This window comes from Haloprofundus salinisoli (assembly GCF_020097815.1).
GTDB lineage: Archaea > Halobacteriota > Halobacteria > Halobacteriales > Haloferacaceae > Haloprofundus > Haloprofundus salinisoli.
In genome coordinates this window covers 512,756-526,680 of record NZ_CP083663.1, presented here as the reverse complement: position 1 = coordinate 526,680, position 13,925 = coordinate 512,756, and the positions used below count along the sequence as shown (strand labels likewise).

15 protein-coding genes are annotated in these 13,925 nt (G+C 65.1%); 8 read left to right on the top strand and 7 right to left on the bottom strand.

The window, feature by feature from the left end; translation table 11 throughout:
- The first annotated feature begins 1 nt into the window (after position 1).
- Complete coding sequence (gene sppA / locus LAQ73_RS02795) at positions 2–991, top strand: signal peptide peptidase SppA (RefSeq protein ID WP_224269737.1); 990 nt, start codon at positions 2–4, stop codon at positions 989–991.
- Between the two features lie 67 nt (positions 992–1,058).
- Positions 1,059–2,168 carry a DUF373 family protein gene (locus tag LAQ73_RS02790; protein ID WP_224269736.1) on the top strand — a complete coding sequence of 370 codons (1,110 nt, stop codon included), beginning with the start codon at positions 1,059–1,061 and terminating at the stop codon, positions 2,166–2,168.
- A gap of 10 nt (positions 2,169–2,178) precedes the next feature.
- Here LAQ73_RS02790 and LAQ73_RS02785 read toward each other — a convergent pair whose 3' ends face one another.
- From LAQ73_RS02785 to LAQ73_RS02770, 4 genes are all read right to left on the bottom strand, one after another.
- Positions 2,179–2,364: a DUF7333 family protein gene (locus tag LAQ73_RS02785; protein WP_224269735.1), complete on the bottom strand. Its 186-nt coding sequence runs from the start codon at positions 2,362–2,364 to the stop codon at positions 2,179–2,181.
- Positions 2,365–2,426: 62 nt separating this feature from the next.
- A complete protein-coding gene (locus LAQ73_RS02780) occupies positions 2,427–3,167 on the bottom strand; it encodes a hypothetical protein (RefSeq protein ID WP_224269734.1) in 741 nt (246 codons plus the stop codon).
- 151 nt (positions 3,168–3,318) lie between these two features.
- Positions 3,319–4,101 carry an aldo/keto reductase gene (locus LAQ73_RS02775; RefSeq protein ID WP_224270704.1) on the bottom strand — a complete coding sequence of 261 codons (783 nt, stop codon included), beginning with the start codon at positions 4,099–4,101 and terminating at the stop codon, positions 3,319–3,321.
- Between the two features lie 126 nt (positions 4,102–4,227).
- Entirely contained in the window at positions 4,228–4,584 is a 357-nt protein-coding gene (locus tag LAQ73_RS02770) for a DUF7344 domain-containing protein (RefSeq protein WP_224269733.1), read from the bottom strand.
- 94 nt (positions 4,585–4,678) lie between these two features.
- On the opposite strand from LAQ73_RS02770, the gene LAQ73_RS02765 reads away from it, so the two are divergent.
- Both LAQ73_RS02765 and LAQ73_RS02760 read left to right on the top strand, forming a co-directional pair.
- On the top strand, positions 4,679–5,353 hold the full coding sequence (locus LAQ73_RS02765; protein WP_224269732.1) for a helix-turn-helix domain-containing protein: 675 nt from the start codon (positions 4,679–4,681) through the stop codon (positions 5,351–5,353).
- 45 nt (positions 5,354–5,398) lie between these two features.
- The gene (locus LAQ73_RS02760; RefSeq protein WP_224269731.1) at positions 5,399–5,896 is read left to right on the top strand and encodes a YdcF family protein; all 498 of its coding nucleotides are present in this window, start codon (positions 5,399–5,401) and stop codon (positions 5,894–5,896) included.
- Positions 5,897–5,986: 90 nt separating this feature from the next.
- Here LAQ73_RS02760 and LAQ73_RS02755 read toward each other — a convergent pair whose 3' ends face one another.
- Positions 5,987–7,357: a geranylgeranyl reductase family protein gene (locus tag LAQ73_RS02755; RefSeq protein WP_224269730.1), complete on the bottom strand. Its 1,371-nt coding sequence runs from the start codon at positions 7,355–7,357 to the stop codon at positions 5,987–5,989.
- 121 nt (positions 7,358–7,478) lie between these two features.
- Between LAQ73_RS02755 and LAQ73_RS02750 the strand changes: the two genes are divergently transcribed.
- Together LAQ73_RS02750 and LAQ73_RS02745 are read left to right on the top strand one after the other, a co-directional pair.
- Positions 7,479–8,129 carry a DUF6517 family protein gene (locus LAQ73_RS02750; protein ID WP_224269729.1) on the top strand — a complete coding sequence of 217 codons (651 nt, stop codon included), beginning with the start codon at positions 7,479–7,481 and terminating at the stop codon, positions 8,127–8,129.
- Positions 8,130–8,172: 43 nt separating this feature from the next.
- Positions 8,173–8,526, top strand: coding sequence for a hypothetical protein (locus tag LAQ73_RS02745; protein ID WP_224269728.1), 354 nt, complete (start codon positions 8,173–8,175; stop codon positions 8,524–8,526).
- Between the two features lie 327 nt (positions 8,527–8,853).
- On the opposite strand, the gene LAQ73_RS02740 is transcribed toward LAQ73_RS02745, so the two are convergent.
- Both LAQ73_RS02740 and LAQ73_RS02735 read right to left on the bottom strand, forming a co-directional pair.
- Entirely contained in the window at positions 8,854–9,720 is an 867-nt protein-coding gene (locus LAQ73_RS02740) for a 2-oxoacid:ferredoxin oxidoreductase subunit beta (RefSeq protein WP_224269727.1), read from the bottom strand.
- Positions 9,717–11,474, bottom strand: coding sequence for a 2-oxoacid:acceptor oxidoreductase subunit alpha (locus LAQ73_RS02735; protein WP_224269726.1), 1,758 nt, complete (start codon positions 11,472–11,474; stop codon positions 9,717–9,719). Before LAQ73_RS02735 ends, LAQ73_RS02740 begins: the two co-directional genes overlap by 4 nt.
- 238 nt (positions 11,475–11,712) lie before the next feature.
- Between LAQ73_RS02735 and LAQ73_RS02730 the strand changes: the two genes are divergently transcribed.
- Positions 11,713–12,345, top strand: a complete 633-nt coding sequence (locus LAQ73_RS02730) for an FAD-dependent oxidoreductase (RefSeq protein ID WP_224269725.1) — start codon at positions 11,713–11,715, stop codon at positions 12,343–12,345.
- Between the two features lie 79 nt (positions 12,346–12,424).
- Positions 12,425–13,921, top strand: coding sequence for an ATPase domain-containing protein (locus LAQ73_RS02725; protein WP_224269724.1), 1,497 nt, complete (start codon positions 12,425–12,427; stop codon positions 13,919–13,921).
- Positions 13,922–13,925: the final 4 nt, after the last annotated feature.

The following is a 13,925-nucleotide window of genomic DNA, read 5'->3' as shown; positions in this document are numbered from 1 at the left end:
CGTGAACAGACGGATAGCGACAGTCGAGCGCCTCCTCGTCGTCGCCATCGGCGCAGTCGTCGCCGCCCTCGTCGGCTGGTGGCTGTTCTACGACGTCCCGGACTCGCTCGAAGACCTCCTCGGCGTCGTCCTCGTGCTCGCAACCGCCGGCGTCGGCGCGCGGGTCGCCGCCCGAATCGCCGCGTCGCGCGTCTCGTCGTACAACGTCGCCGAAGTCGCCGTCGAGGGACCCATCTCCCGGGGGGGCCGCGGCCCGCTCCCGGCCGGCAACGTCGGCACTCCCGCCGACGACATCGTCGACCAGATCGAGCGCGCCGACGAGGGGGGCGCGGAGGCGCTTCTCTTGCGCTTGAACACGCCGGGCGGCGAAGTCGTCCCGAGCGACGACATCCGAAACGCCGCCCTCGACTTCGACGGGCCGACCGTCGCCTACGCCACCGACACCTGCGCCAGCGGTGGCTACTGGATCGCCAGCGGGTGCGACGAACTCTGGGCGCGCGAGGCGAGCATCGTCGGCAGCATCGGCGTCATCGGGTCGTCGGTGAACGTCCACGAACTCGCCGAGCAGCTGGGCGTCTCCTACGAGCGCTTCGCCGCCGGGAAGTACAAGGACGCGGGCGTGGCGCTGAAGGAACTCTCCGACGACGAGCGAGCGTATCTCCAGGGCATCGTCGACCGCCTCTACGACCACTTCGTCGAGCGCGTCGCCGAAGGGCGGGAGATGGACCCCGAGACGATTCGGGAGACGGAGGCCCGCGTCTACATCGGCACCGACGCCCACGAACTCGGGCTGGTCGACGAGCTCGGGACCCGCGACGACGTGGAGGACAGAGTTTCGGAGTTGCTCGACACCGATGCGGTGGTCCAGGAGTTCGAGCCGAAGCAGGGACTCACCGTCCGACTCCGTCGGGGGGCCGAGAGTGTTGCCTACGCCCTCGGAGCGGGACTGTCGAGTCGCTTCGACGGAGAGGGCGTCGAGTTCAAACTCTGAGCCGACGCGGACGACGGAATCCCGCCGACCGGGAGGGTTTTTACCCTATCGGGTGTTTCGCTGACGTGTGACTACGCTGGTCCTCTGTGTCGACCGCGCGAACGACATCGGCCGCAAGACCGGCTTGCAGACGCCCGTCTCCGGGTGGGAGGCGGTGCAGTCGCTCGTCGTCGACATCGGACTCGCCGACCCCGAGGACACGAGTGTCAACTGTCTGCTCGAAGCGCTCCGCGTCGCCCGCGACCTCCGCGACGAACGCGAGGAGGCCGTCGTCGCCGTCGTCTCCGGCACGAGCGACTCGCTCGTCGGGGCCGACCGGTCGGTGGCCGCGCAGCTCGACGAACTCGTCGACCTGTACGACCCCGAGGGCGTCGTCGTCGTCGTCGACAGCGCCGAGGACGAGCGTCTGGTCCCCGTCGTCGAGAGTCGCCTCCGCGTCGACGCCGTCGACCGAATCGTCGTCCGGCAGGCCCGCGACATCGAGTCGACGTACTACCTCCTCAAGCAGTTTCTCGCCGACGAGGAACTCAGACAGACCGTGCTCGTCCCGATGGGTATCGGACTGCTGCTCCTGCCGCTTCTGCTGTTGCGGTTCGACTCTCCGGCGCTCGCGGGGGCGTTCATCGCGTCGCTTCTCGGCGCGGTGCTTCTGTACAAGGGGCTGGCTATCGACGAGCGCCTCGCCAACGTCCCCGAACGAGTGCGCGACGCGCTCTACTCGGGGCAGGTGTCGGTCGTCACCTACGTCGTCGCCGCGGGTCTGACGCTCGTCGGGGTCTTCCTCGGCGGACTGGAAGCCTCGGCGCTCTCGACGGGCGACGCGGTCGTCGTGCCGGCGATTCAGTTCCTCTACAGCAGCGTGCCGTGGCTGGCGCTGGCGGCGCTGACCGCGAGCACCGGCCGCCTCGTCGACGAACTCATCCGGACCGACGAGGTGCGCTCGCCGTACTGGAATCTTCCATTTGGCGTCGTCGCACTCGGCCTCGTGATTCGCGGCTTCACCGGGTGGTATCTCGAACGCGAGGGGATTCTCCCGCACGCCTCCGTCCCGGGACTGACCGGCGAACTACCGGCGACGTACCGACTCGCGGCGTTCATCGTCGCGGGACTGGTCGTCAGCATCGTCGGCGTCGCCGTCGCGTCGACCGCGACGGACGAGACGCTCGACGTTCGATAGGGCGGGAAAATCAGCGCGTCGAGCGGTACTCGCCGTGTTTGATGCCGACGACGAGCGCCAAAACGCCGAACAGCGCGATTCCGACGCTGACGCCGACGCTGATCGTCGTCGGCATCGGACTCGTCACCGTTCCGCCGATGATTACCAACAGCGGAACGGCGAACAACGCGACTGTCGTCGTGAGGTCGAACTGCATGTGAGAGCGTTGGACGGAGCGCGATTAAGGGTTTCTCCGGGAGAGTCGTCGGGAACGGACTCTCAGTTTCGGCGAGGCCGGACGACGTCGGCGAGGGCGACGACGATACCGAGAAGCCAGCCGAGCGGTACCGCGACGCCGAACCACATCAGCACGTACGCGAACCCGTCGAGGGTGAACTGTTCGCGGAGGAACTCGCTGAGACCACCGACCGTGAGCACGTTGTCCAGAAGCCAGACGGCGACCGACTGACTGTTCGGGAAGACGACCGCCGAGAGCGTCGGCGAGTACAGCGCGGCGACGACCGGCGGGAGAAACAGCGCCGTCATCGCCGACGGGTACGCGAGGAGGACGCTCGTTCCGCGCCCGCCGACGCGCGAGAAGACGACCGCCAGCGCCGCCGATACCGTCGCGACGAGGCTCGCGGCGACGACGGCGAAGAAGCCGTTCGTCGTGAACTGATAGCGGGCGAACGCCGACAGCGCACCCCAGATGACCACCGAGAGGAGCACCACGCCGACGAGACCGAGTCGCGTTCCCGCGCTGTCGAGTCGCTTCGCGTAGAAGCGCGTCGCAAAACCCAGCAACAACAGCGGATACGTCAACGCGACGAGCGGGACGCCGAGCGCGCTCCACGCCGAGTAGGTCGCGCGCTGCGGTCCGGTCTGGGGTTTCCACTTGCCGATGACCGAGTTACCGACGTTCAACTGCCGCGGGAAGACGAGTTCCATCCACGTCTCGTGTAACCGGACGAGGTCGATGCGAATCGCACCGACCACCCCCGGTTGCGAGGCTGCTTTCATCGAAAGAGAGTGTCGTACCGGGTGATGTGAATTTTGTGGGTCGCCACTCGCGGCGACGCGGCCGCATTGCCGGAGGCGACGCGCCGGAAACGTCGCTCACGAATCACCAACCTCGAAAAGAAAACCTCACTGCCGGATGACGTTTTCGGACTCACCAAGGAGCGAAACTCGGGTCGACGCGCCGGTCGGTTCGGTCGATAGCGTCGATTTCGGTGACGTCCTCGTCGTCGAGGTCGACCGCCAACGACTCCCAGTTGTCGCGGATGTGTTCCTCGCTCGTCGCCTTCGGGATGGCGGTGACGCCCTTCTCTCGAACCCAGGCGAGACTCACCTGGAACGGACTCGCGTCGTGTTTGTCGGCGATGGCGGAGATCGTCTCGTCGTCGGCGATTGCGCCGCGGGCCAGCGGCGAGTACGCGACGAGCTCGACGTCGCGCTCGGCGCAGTGTTCGCGCAGTTCCTCCTGCGGGAGCAGCGGGTGAAGTTCGACCTGGTTGGCGAAGATGGGTGCGTCGGAGCGCTCGATGGCCTCGTCGACGTGCTCCGGTTCGAAGTTACTCACGCCGATGCGCTTTACGAGGCCTTCGTCGTACAGCTCGTCGAACGCCGCGAGCGTCTCCTCGGGGTCGTACTCGCGGGCCGGCCAGTGGATGTACAGCAGATCGACGTAGTCGACGCCGAGGTCGTCGAGGCTCTGTTTCGTCGTCTCGATGACGTCGTCGTAGGCGAGGTTGTCGATCCACACCTTCGTCGCCAGAAAGATGTCCTCGCGGGGGACGTCGGCGGCGGCGATGCCCTCGCCGACCTCGGACTCGTTGCCGTACGCCTGAGCGGTGTCGATGTGACGGTACCCCATCTCCAGGGCCGTCTGAACGGCGTTTCGACACTCGTCGGCGTTTGTGTTCTCCCAAGTGCCGAGGCCGAGCATCGGCATCCCGTTCGCGAGTGGTACGTCCTCGCTCGTGAGTTCCTGTCCGTTGGACATATATCGAAACGAAAGGTCCAGACGCCAAAAGCGGTTGCGGCCGTCGTAGATGCTGCCGACTGTCTCTCGGCGCGTTCAGGGCCACCGACCGGGGAGTCGCTCCGCGTGGTCGTCGAGCAGTCGGAGCATCGGCTCGATGTCGGCCAGAGCCGGCCCGCGGTCGATCTCACCGGTCGTCTCGTTCCACTGGACGTAGCCCGCGCCCACCAGTTGCGGGAGGTGGACGTGACGCAGTTGCGTTTGGACGCGGGCCCGTTCGACATCCCACACCGCAGCGAGCCGTCCGCTCAGCGTTCGCACCTCCTGGGGGTTCTCTTCGAGGAGGGTGAGCAGCACTCGCCGACGCGTCGCGCTGGCGAATGTGACGAACACAGCGTTCAGTTCGACTCTCGGCGGAATCGGGTCGGGCGTCCGCGTGTCGTCGTACGTCAAGTTGGCGTCCTCGATTGAGGTTGCTACCAAGGAGGGATTCGTAGTCTGCTTGTTCAGTACGGACGGTTAAGTGGTATCGGCTCTTCTCGGGGGTATGGTCGTCGTCGCCGAACTCGAAATTCCCGCCGACGCGTTCGATCTCGGCCGTCTTTCGCAGGTAACGGAGGGAATTCACATCGAACTGGAGCGCGTCGTCCCGACAGGAAACGACGGCGTGATGCCGTTTTTCTGGGCGAGCGGCCCAGACCACGGCGCGTTCGAGGCGTTCGAGTCGGCTGTCCGAGGTGCCGAGGTCGTCGAGCGACTGACTGCCGTCGCCCGAGTCGACGACCGGGTGCTCTACCACGTCGTCTGGGCCGACAGCGCGGCGAATCTCACCGAAGTGCTCGTCAGCAACGAGGCGACGATTCTGGAGGCGCACGGCGACGACCCGTGGCGGTTCCGTCTCCGGTTCGCAGACCACCGCGGCCTCAGAGAGTTTCACAACTACTGTCTCGACCACGAGATCGCCTTTCGAGTCGAGCGAATCTACACGCTCGACGAGGAACAGGACGCGAAGTACAACTTCGACCTCACGCCCGAACAACAGAGCGCACTGACGCTCGCCGTCGAACACGGCTACTTTAGCGTCCCCCGAGGGATTTCGCTCAAAGAGATCGCCGAGGAGTTGGGAATCAGCCAACAGGCCGCCTCCGAGCGAGTTCGGCGGGGAGCGGAGACAGTGTTACAGAGCGTGTTGCTCTCACGGTCGGCGGCGGACTTGGAGTGACTCACCGAGGCGACGGTATATCACTCCCCGCGGCCAACACCGCCTATGGTCATCGTCGTTCTCGGCGAGTGGCTCCGGTCAGACGCTGCTCACTCGCACCTCCGGCGACGCGTCGACGTCGGGGTCGAAGCGTTCGAGGAGACCGACGCCGAATACCTGCTCTGCACCGGCGCGCGGACGAACCCCGAGGTGCCGCGGGCGGAGTGCGAGGTGATGGCCGACTACGCCATCCGACGGGGGTTCGACCCGGACTACATCCTGCTCGAAGACGAGGCGCACGACACCCGCGGAAACGGCTACTTCAGTCGACTCCTCGTCGACGAACACGCACCCGAAACTGAGACGGTGTACGTCGTCAGTTCGCGGATGCACCTCCGACGAGCGAGGTATATCTTCGAGCAGTGTTTCGACGACGCCTACGAGATAGACACCCACTACGCCGTCGACCCGGATCCGAACTACGACGAGTTCCCGAATCCGAGATTCGGCGACTCCGCGAAGAAGACCGTGAGTTCTTCGACGGAGTCACACCTGGGGACGTAGCGGCGATTCGACGTCGGCTCGACGACTCGGACCCGGCGTACGCGTGGCTGACCGAGGACGGGGAGTGAGCGGCCTTTTTCATCGACGCTTTCAGTACTTCGGGTCCGCGCCGGTAATGGCGTACACGTCGTCCATGATGTCGTCGCGCACCTCGCGCCACGTCTCGAACCCGCCCGGACGCGACGGGTAGCGGTCGTAGTGTTCCTTCAGTTGGCCCGCCTTCCGGCGGACGCGAGCCAACTCGAACAGCGTGTCCCAGTGGCCGAACGTGTCTACGAGCGTCTTGAGTTTCAGTCCGAGATGCATCGAGTCGGTGCCGCCGCGACCGACGGCGTCGGCCAGTTGCTGGCCGGGCACCGACGTGACGATGCCGACGAGTTCGTCCACGTCGTGGACGCTGCCCCAGATGTTGTAGAGGTCGATGGCCGCGAAGCGCTTGCCGAAGTCGGTCATCACGTCGTGGTTGTACATCCACAGCGCCTCCTCGCTCACGTCGCCGTCGCCGATGGCCGCGATGGCGCGGTTGGCCGCCCGGTGGGCGGACTTGGCCGCCCCGGGGATGCCGCCGCCGGTGGTCGGGTTGACGTGGCCCGCCGCGTCGCCGACGGCGACGAAACCGTTTGCGACCGCCGAGTCGTACGGTCGGCGGGTCGGCAGTGCCGCACCGAGTTTGTCTTTGACCGTCGCGCCCGCGAACTCCGCCCGGCCGTGGAGATCCTTCTTCAGCGCCTCGACGAGTTTCATCGGTTTTTTGTCCATCTGGAAGCCGAGGCCGACGTTGATCTCAGTCGCCGTGCGCGGGAAGTACCAGAGATAGCCCAGTTCCTCGGTCGGCTTGAAGACGATGGCGTCGTCCCAGTCGACGGGTTCTCGAACGTTGACGACTTCGCGGTACGCCGAGCAGAACTGCGAGTAGTTGACGTTCGTGTCGAACGTCGTCCCCGAGAAGTCCGTCTTGTCCTGCAGCAGCGAGAGCGCACCCGCAGCGTCGATAGTCACCTGTGCTTCGTAGTCGATAGCCTCGCCTTTTCGCTTGGCGCGAACACCGGTGACAGTTCCGTCGTCGGCCTGTGTCACGTCCTGGACGACCGTGTCGTAGTGAATCTCCGCGCCGGTGCGCTCGGCTTCTTCGAGGATTATCTCGCCGTAGCGCTTGCGGTCGAGCACCGCACCCGGTTCCGACAGCGGGATGTCGAGCGTCTCGCCGTCCGGGCTCTCGAACACCGCGCGTCGGATACTCTGGTTGGTAAACGACTCCTCTTTCAGATAGTCGAGGTCGATGATGTCCGGGAATGAGCTCTTACCCTTGATGGCGTCACCGCAGGCGATGTGACCCGCCGCTTCCGCCGACTTCCGCTCGATGATGACGGTGTCGAGGCCCGCAGAGGCCGTCGTCGCGGCGGCGAAGGCTCCGGCGGTACCTCCCCCCACTACGACGATATCATACGTATCCGCTGGCATAAGCAGGTAGTTGCCCGCCGCCTCATAAAAAACGCGTGCATCCGTTCACGTTCGATGGCTGTTCTCACTGCCGCTGCTCGACAGCAACAAGAGATTTAGTCACCTACGTCCTGCAGACTGTATGCGTCGCACACAGTTTCTGGTCCCGGCGGTCGTACTCCTCGTCGTCCTCTCCGGATGCGTCGGTACCGACGCACTGACCTTGGAGTCGTCCCCGGCATCGATACCCGATACGGCGCTGACCGACGCCGACTACGAACCCGGCGAGAGTCGCTCCGTCGTCGTCGAACGGCAACTCGGCGTCGCCGGCACCGAGGCGAACGTGACGCTCGTCGGATGGCTCTCCTCGTACGCCCGCTCCGACGGCGGCGCGTCCGTCGTGCTGCTCTCGACGCCGAACCCGAGCGTCGCCGGCGTCTCCGCGAACCCGCTCGCCGGCGAGACGAACGACGAACTCGTCGAGCGACTACTCGGTCTCTCGAATCAGGTGAGCGGCGACTCGGTCGGCGAACTCCGCCGCGTCGGCGAGACCGAGCGGACGATTCTCGGCGAGCAGGCGACCGTCGTCACCTACGAGGGCACGGTGAAGGCCAACAACCTCTCCGTCGACGGGTCGGCGGCACAGTCGAACGAGTCGGTTCCCGTGCGGTTCCACGTCGCCACCGTCAGCCACGGCGACGACGTCGTGGTCGCGCTGGCGATGCATCCCGCCGATCTCGACGAGCAAGAGACGTTGCTGTCGCTGTTCGAGCGGATCGAACACGAGGGCTGAGACGTAACGGAAACCCTACAACTCCCCGCCGCGCACGGCGGATATGGTCCCGCTCTTCGCCTCCGAGACGGTGCTCTGTACACCGGGTACCGGTGTTTCCCAGACCGTGGTCGGGGTTCTTCTGCTCGGGTTCGGTCTCGTCTGGAGCCTCGGCAATCGAGATGGCCCGTGGCTCGGGAAACCGTCTCTCTCGCTCGCCGTGACCACAGTCGCGTCGCTGTGCTGCTTTGCGGCGTTCCTCTTCGGACTGCTACTGGTAGGCGTCTTCGACGACCTACTCGGTTACGGCGGCTTCGGTTGTGGCACTCAGTGGCCGTACGTTCCCGTGACCGCCACGTCCTTGGCCGCTACCTTGCTGCTACTCCGAACGGGACGACGTATTCGGCGAGCGAAGTAGCGAAGAACGGAGGACGACGTGCGGGCGAAACACGCCGCTCAGAACGTTGGCGAACAGACGGCACACCGGATTCCCTGACCCGCGGGACGGCGTGCCGCACACCCGCCTTGACCGACCCCGCGACGACTCGTCAACGCACAGGGGGTCTGGCCCCGCCTTCGCTGATAAACCCTCGTCGCGATAGGGTCGCTGTGGCGGTGTGGTCCGCAGTAAAAAGTGGTACCGCGAGCGAGGCCGAAGGCCGAGCGAGCGGCCTATTGGGTGCAGATTTTTTGGCGGGGTTCGAGCGCCGCGAAGTGGCGCGAGGACCGCGTTAAAAAAGGTGCGTCAGTAGAACTCTCGAACGAGGTCCATCGCGTCGTCGGGCGCGCCGTCCGGAATCTCCGCCATGTTCTCGGTGAGGCCGTGCTGCTTCTCGTACGGCACCGAGTTCTCGTTCTGGTAGATGACGCCCTGGTACTCCTTGGAGGCGTCGAGAATCCGGTCTTTCGCCGCGTTGTAGTCGTGGCGGTCGTAGTCGTCGTCCTCCGCGAGGTCGACGAGGTTGTCGCGGAAGTAGTCGTACGTGTCGACGTCGTTGAACGTCACGCACGGGCTGAACACGTTGACGAAGCCGAATCCGTCGTGTTCGATGGCCTCCTGGACGATTTCGGCGTGTCGCATCGCGTCCGAGGAGAACGACTGCGCGATGAACGTCGCGCCCGCCGCGAGCGCCAGCGCCATCGGGTTGACCGGCGGCTGTTTCGGGCCTTCCGGGGTCGTCGAGGTCTCGAAGTCCTCGCGCGAGGTCGGCGAGGCCTGACCTTTGGTGAGGCCGTAGATGCGGTTGTCCATGACGACGTAGGTCATGTCGACGTTGCGGCGGACGGCGTGGACGAAGTGGCCCGCGCCGATGGAGTAGCCGTCACCGTCGCCGCCCGCGACCATCACTTCGAGGTCGGGGTTGGCCATCTTCACGCCCGCGCCGACCGGGAGCGCGCGGCCGTGGACGCCGTGCATCGCGTAGCTGTGCATGTATGTGCCGATCTTGCCGGAACAGCCGATGCCGGCGACGACGAACGTGTTGTCGGGGTCGTTCCCCGTGTTCGCCAGCGCCTTCATCATGCCGTTCATCGTGCCGAAGTCTCCACATCCGGGGCACCACGTCGGCTGTTTGTCGGACTTGAAGTCGGTGAATCGAACGTCTGAGCTCATGCGGTAATCTCCTGTGAGAGCGTCTCTTTGATCTCTTCGGCCAGTTCGTCGGCCTTGAATCGGACGCCGTTGTACTTGTTCACGCGCTTGACGCGGGTAAGGGCGTCGTGTTCGAGGATGTCCGCGAACTGTCCGGTGTTGTTACACTCGACGACGATGACGTCGTCGGCGTCGTTGATGGTCTCCGTGAGGTCCGGACGCGGGAAGATGTACGGCATCGAGATGAAGCGGACGTCGATGCCCTCCTCTTCGAGGAACTCGATGGCTTCGACCATCGCACCCTCGTTGGAACCCCACGAGATGACGAGGTTTCCGGAGTCGGCGTCGCCGAACTCGCGGTACTCCCACGGTTCGCGTTCCTGCGCCGTCTCGACCTTCCGGTTGCGCTTGTCGACCTGCTCGACGCGCATGTCGGTGTCCTCGGTCCGGCGACCGAGTTCGTCGTGTTCGAGACCGGTCGACATGTGCGCGCCGCCGGCCGTTCCGGGGAACGAACGCGGACTGACGCCGTCGTCGGTGAGCGCGTGGGCCTTGAACTGCCCCTTCTCGTTGGTCCACTCGCCGATGGTGTCGTCGTCGACGACCTTCCCGCGGTCGATCTCGACGGCGTCCATGTCGAACTCCTCGGGCGCGAACGTCTGCTCGGTGACCGCCATCGCGAGGTCGGCGGCGAGGTAGACGGGCGTCTGGTACTTCTCTGCGAGGTTGAACGCCTCGACGGTCTTGTGGAAACACTCGGCGACGGTGGTCGGCGCGAGCGTGAAGCGCGGAATCTCGCCGTGGCCGCCGTACACCATCTGGTTCAGGTCGCCCTGCTCCTGCTTGGTCGGCATCCCTGTCGAGGGACCCGAGCGCATCACGTCGACGATGACCAGCGGCGTCTCGGACGTGGCGATGAGGCCGAACGTCTCGGTCATCAGGTCGATACCCGGACCGGACGTCGCGGTCATCGCGCGTGCGCCGGCTCGTGCCCCGCCGAGTGCGAGGTTGATCGCCGCGAGCTCGTCTTCGGCCTGTACGACGTGACCGCCGTACTGCTCGATGCGACCGGTGAGGTACTCCATCACGTCCGTCGCGGGCGTGATGGGGTAGCCGGCGTAGAACCGGCACCCGGCGGCGATGGCACCCATGCCGATGGCCTCGTCGCCGTTGAGGAGGACGTAGTCGTTGTCGGTGGTTTCGAGGTCGTAGTCGAACTCGTGGTCGAAGTTCTCGTCGACGTAGTCGCGGCCGGCGCGGGCGGCCTTGCGGTTGTTGTCGACGATGGCCTGTCCCTTGCCGCCGAAGCGCTTCTCCAGCGAACTGTCGAGGTGTTCGATGGGGAAGTTGGCGACGGCGCACGCCGCGCCGAGCGCGACGACGTTGCGCATGATGGCCCCGCCTTTCTCCTCGGCGATGCTCTGGAGGGGAACGTCCAGCCCGATCATTCCCTCCGGGATCTCGACGCCCTGCATCGTGGTGCGCTCGCCGTCGTAGACGATGACGCTGCCCTCCTGCAGTTCGTCGAGGTTCTCCTCGATGGTCCGCGGTGTGAGCGCGATGAGTACGTCGAGTCGGTCCACGACACTCTGTACCTGGTCGACCGACGTTCGGACCTTGTACGCCGTGTATCCGCCGCGGATACGCGAAGCGAAGTCCTTCGAGGTGAACACGTGCCGGCCAGCCCGTGAGAGTGCCTGGGCGAAAATCTTCCCCGTGGAGTCGATGCCATCGCCGGCTTCGCCGCCGATGGCCCAGTTGAAGTCCGCAGGCATGCTAACCGATGGTTCCTTCGGACGAATCAAAAGCCTTCTGAAAGGAGCGGGGTACCGCCCTCCCGCATTCGGGCGTTTTTTCGGCCGAGCGTCCCCGAAAGAGCCTACTTTCGGTGTGACTCCGTGACAGAGTGCCAATCGTCGCCGCCGGAACTGTAAACCGTCTTATCTCACTCGCTCTCGTACGCGCCGACCGGAGTGGGAAGCGACTTTGTGGTGGCCCTCCAATCGTCCCGACATGGACGCAACCGTCGCCGTCACCGACGTCAGTTCGGTCGGCCCGAACACGGTCGCGATCGTGCTCGAATCGCCCGACGGGTTCGACGCACGCCCTGGACAGTTCGTCAAGATATCCGCCGCCGTCGACGGCGAGGAGTACGCGCGCTTCTACACGCTCTCGTCGCCGGACGCCCACGAGACGTTCGAGATAACCGTCGGCGTCGACCCAGAGGAGGCCGGGCCGTTCAGCCGGCACCTCCTCGAGTTGGAGTCGGGCGACGAGCTCGACATCTCCGGGCCGTTCGGCAACGAGTACTACGAGGACGAGTCCCACGTCGTCGTCCTCGGGGGCGGGCCGGGCGTCGGCGCGGCCGTCGGCCTGGGTGAGCGCGCGCTCCGCGACGGCGGGTCGGTCGCGGTCATCTACAAGGACGACGCGCCCGCGCACGAGGAGCGACTCGCGGACCTCCGAGAGCGCGGCGCGACGGTCGTCGTGACCGACGGCGACCTCGCCGACCACGTCTCCGAGGTCTACACCGACGGCGCGCAGGCGTTCGTCTACGGGTTCGCCGACTTCGTTCAGGAGGCGCTCGACGCGCTCGAAGCCGTCGACGCCGACCCGGCGGACGCGAAGGTCGAGAACTTCGGCTGAAACGGCCTCCCGGTTCGCGTCGAGGCGGCTCCGGGTCACGTCGTAACGGCAAAATAGCAGCGGTGTACTAGTCGGGACGATGGAAGAGGGTAATCACGAGTCCCCTAGCCGAGACGCGCCCGCAAAGGAGCGTCTCTCGACTGGCATCGAGGGACTCGACGACGTACTGTACGGTGGCTTCGTCCCGAATCGGACGTACATGGTTCGAGGCGAGCCCGGTGCCGGCAAGAGCATCCTCGGGATGCACTTTCTCCGTGCCGGCCTCGAGGCGGGCGAGGACGTACTGTACATCAATCTCGAAGAGTCGACCAAGAACGTCACGGAGAACGCCGCGTCGCTCGGCTTGGACCTGGACGGCGTCGACTTTCTCGACCTGAGCCCGGACTCGGAGTATTTCGCGCGAAATCTCTCCTACGACATCTTCAGCCCTGACGAGGTCGAGGGCGGGTCCGTCACCGAGGAGATAACGAACCGCGTCGAGGAGCTCAACCCCGACCGACTGTTCATCGACCCGCTGACGCAGCTGCGGTATCTCGCCCCCGACGACTACCAGTTCCGAAAGCAGATTCTCTCGCTGATGCAGTTTTTCAACGTCCAGGGCTCGACGGTGCTGTTCACGGCACAGGCGACGGAGACGCGGCCGGACGACGACTTACAGTTCATCTGCGATGGGACGCTCAACCTGAAACGGGGTGACGAGAAGCGCACGTTGGCGGTGACGAAGTTCCGCGGGTCGGACTTCCGGAGCGGCCCGCACACGCTCACCATCAACCACGGCGGAATCGACATCTACCTCAACAAACTACCGCAGACGTTCGACCACGAGTTCGAGTCCGAGACCATCTCCTCGGGCGTCCCAGAACTCGACCAGATGCTCAACGGTGGCATCGAGCGGGGGACGGTGACCATCATCACCGGGGCGACCGGCGTCGGCAAGACGACGACCGGAATCCAGTTCATGAAGGAGGCCGCGGGTCGCGGTGAACGGTCCGTCGTCTACCTGTTCGAGGAGAACCAGCGGACGCTCATGGAGCGAAGCGACGCGGTCAACATCCCCGTCGAGCAGATGCTCAACCGCGATGCGCTCTCGATAAACGAGACGAGGTCGCTCGAACTCAGCGTCGACGAGTTCAACGAGCGGGTCCGCCGGGAGGTCGAGGAGAAAGGCGCCGAAATCGTGATGATAGACGGCATCATCGGCTACAAGTTCGCCCTGCTCGGCGAGAATGACAAACTCACGCGGAATCTCCACACGCTCTGTAAATACCTCAAGAAGAAGGGCATCTCCGTCATCCTCATAAACGAGGTGCAGGACATCACCGGGGACTTCCAGGTGACTGACGAGGGCGGCCTAAGCTATTTGGCGGACAATATTTTATTCCTTCAGCACCTCGAAGTGAACGGAGAGATGCGGAAGGTCGTCGGCGTGCTGAAGAAACGGACGAGCGACTTCGAGCGACAACTTCGGGAGTTCCGCATCACCGAGTACGGCGTGAAGATAGGCGAGCCGCTGACCGGGCTCCGCGGCATCCTCAGCGGCCGACCCAGACAACCGGACGAAGAACTCGAACCATGAGACG

Excerpts from the sequence above, each read along its gene's own strand:
- LAQ73_RS02745 (WP_224269728.1), top strand. The coding sequence starts at position 8,173 with ATGGTCCCGCTCTTCGCCTCCGAGACGGTGCTCTGTACACCGGGTACC.
- LAQ73_RS02755 (WP_224269730.1), bottom strand. The coding sequence starts at position 7,357 with ATGCCAGCGGATACGTATGATATCGTCGTAGTGGGGGGAGGTACCGCC.
- LAQ73_RS02775 (WP_224270704.1), bottom strand. The coding sequence starts at position 4,101 with ATGCCGATGCTCGGCCTCGGCACTTGGGAGAACACAAACGCCGACGAG.
- LAQ73_RS02765 (WP_224269732.1), top strand. The coding sequence starts at position 4,679 with ATGGTCGTCGTCGCCGAACTCGAAATTCCCGCCGACGCGTTCGATCTC.
- LAQ73_RS02735 (WP_224269726.1), bottom strand. The coding sequence starts at position 11,474 with ATGCCTGCGGACTTCAACTGGGCCATCGGCGGCGAAGCCGGCGATGGC.
- LAQ73_RS02780 (WP_224269734.1), bottom strand. The coding sequence starts at position 3,167 with ATGAAAGCAGCCTCGCAACCGGGGGTGGTCGGTGCGATTCGCATCGAC.
- LAQ73_RS02750 (WP_224269729.1), top strand. The coding sequence starts at position 7,479 with ATGCGTCGCACACAGTTTCTGGTCCCGGCGGTCGTACTCCTCGTCGTC.
- LAQ73_RS02785 (WP_224269735.1), bottom strand. The coding sequence starts at position 2,364 with ATGCAGTTCGACCTCACGACGACAGTCGCGTTGTTCGCCGTTCCGCTG.
- LAQ73_RS02760 (WP_224269731.1), top strand. The coding sequence starts at position 5,399 with ATGGTCATCGTCGTTCTCGGCGAGTGGCTCCGGTCAGACGCTGCTCAC.
- LAQ73_RS02725 (WP_224269724.1), top strand. The coding sequence starts at position 12,425 with ATGGAAGAGGGTAATCACGAGTCCCCTAGCCGAGACGCGCCCGCAAAG.
- LAQ73_RS02730 (WP_224269725.1), top strand. The coding sequence starts at position 11,713 with ATGGACGCAACCGTCGCCGTCACCGACGTCAGTTCGGTCGGCCCGAAC.
- LAQ73_RS02740 (WP_224269727.1), bottom strand. The coding sequence starts at position 9,720 with ATGAGCTCAGACGTTCGATTCACCGACTTCAAGTCCGACAAACAGCCG.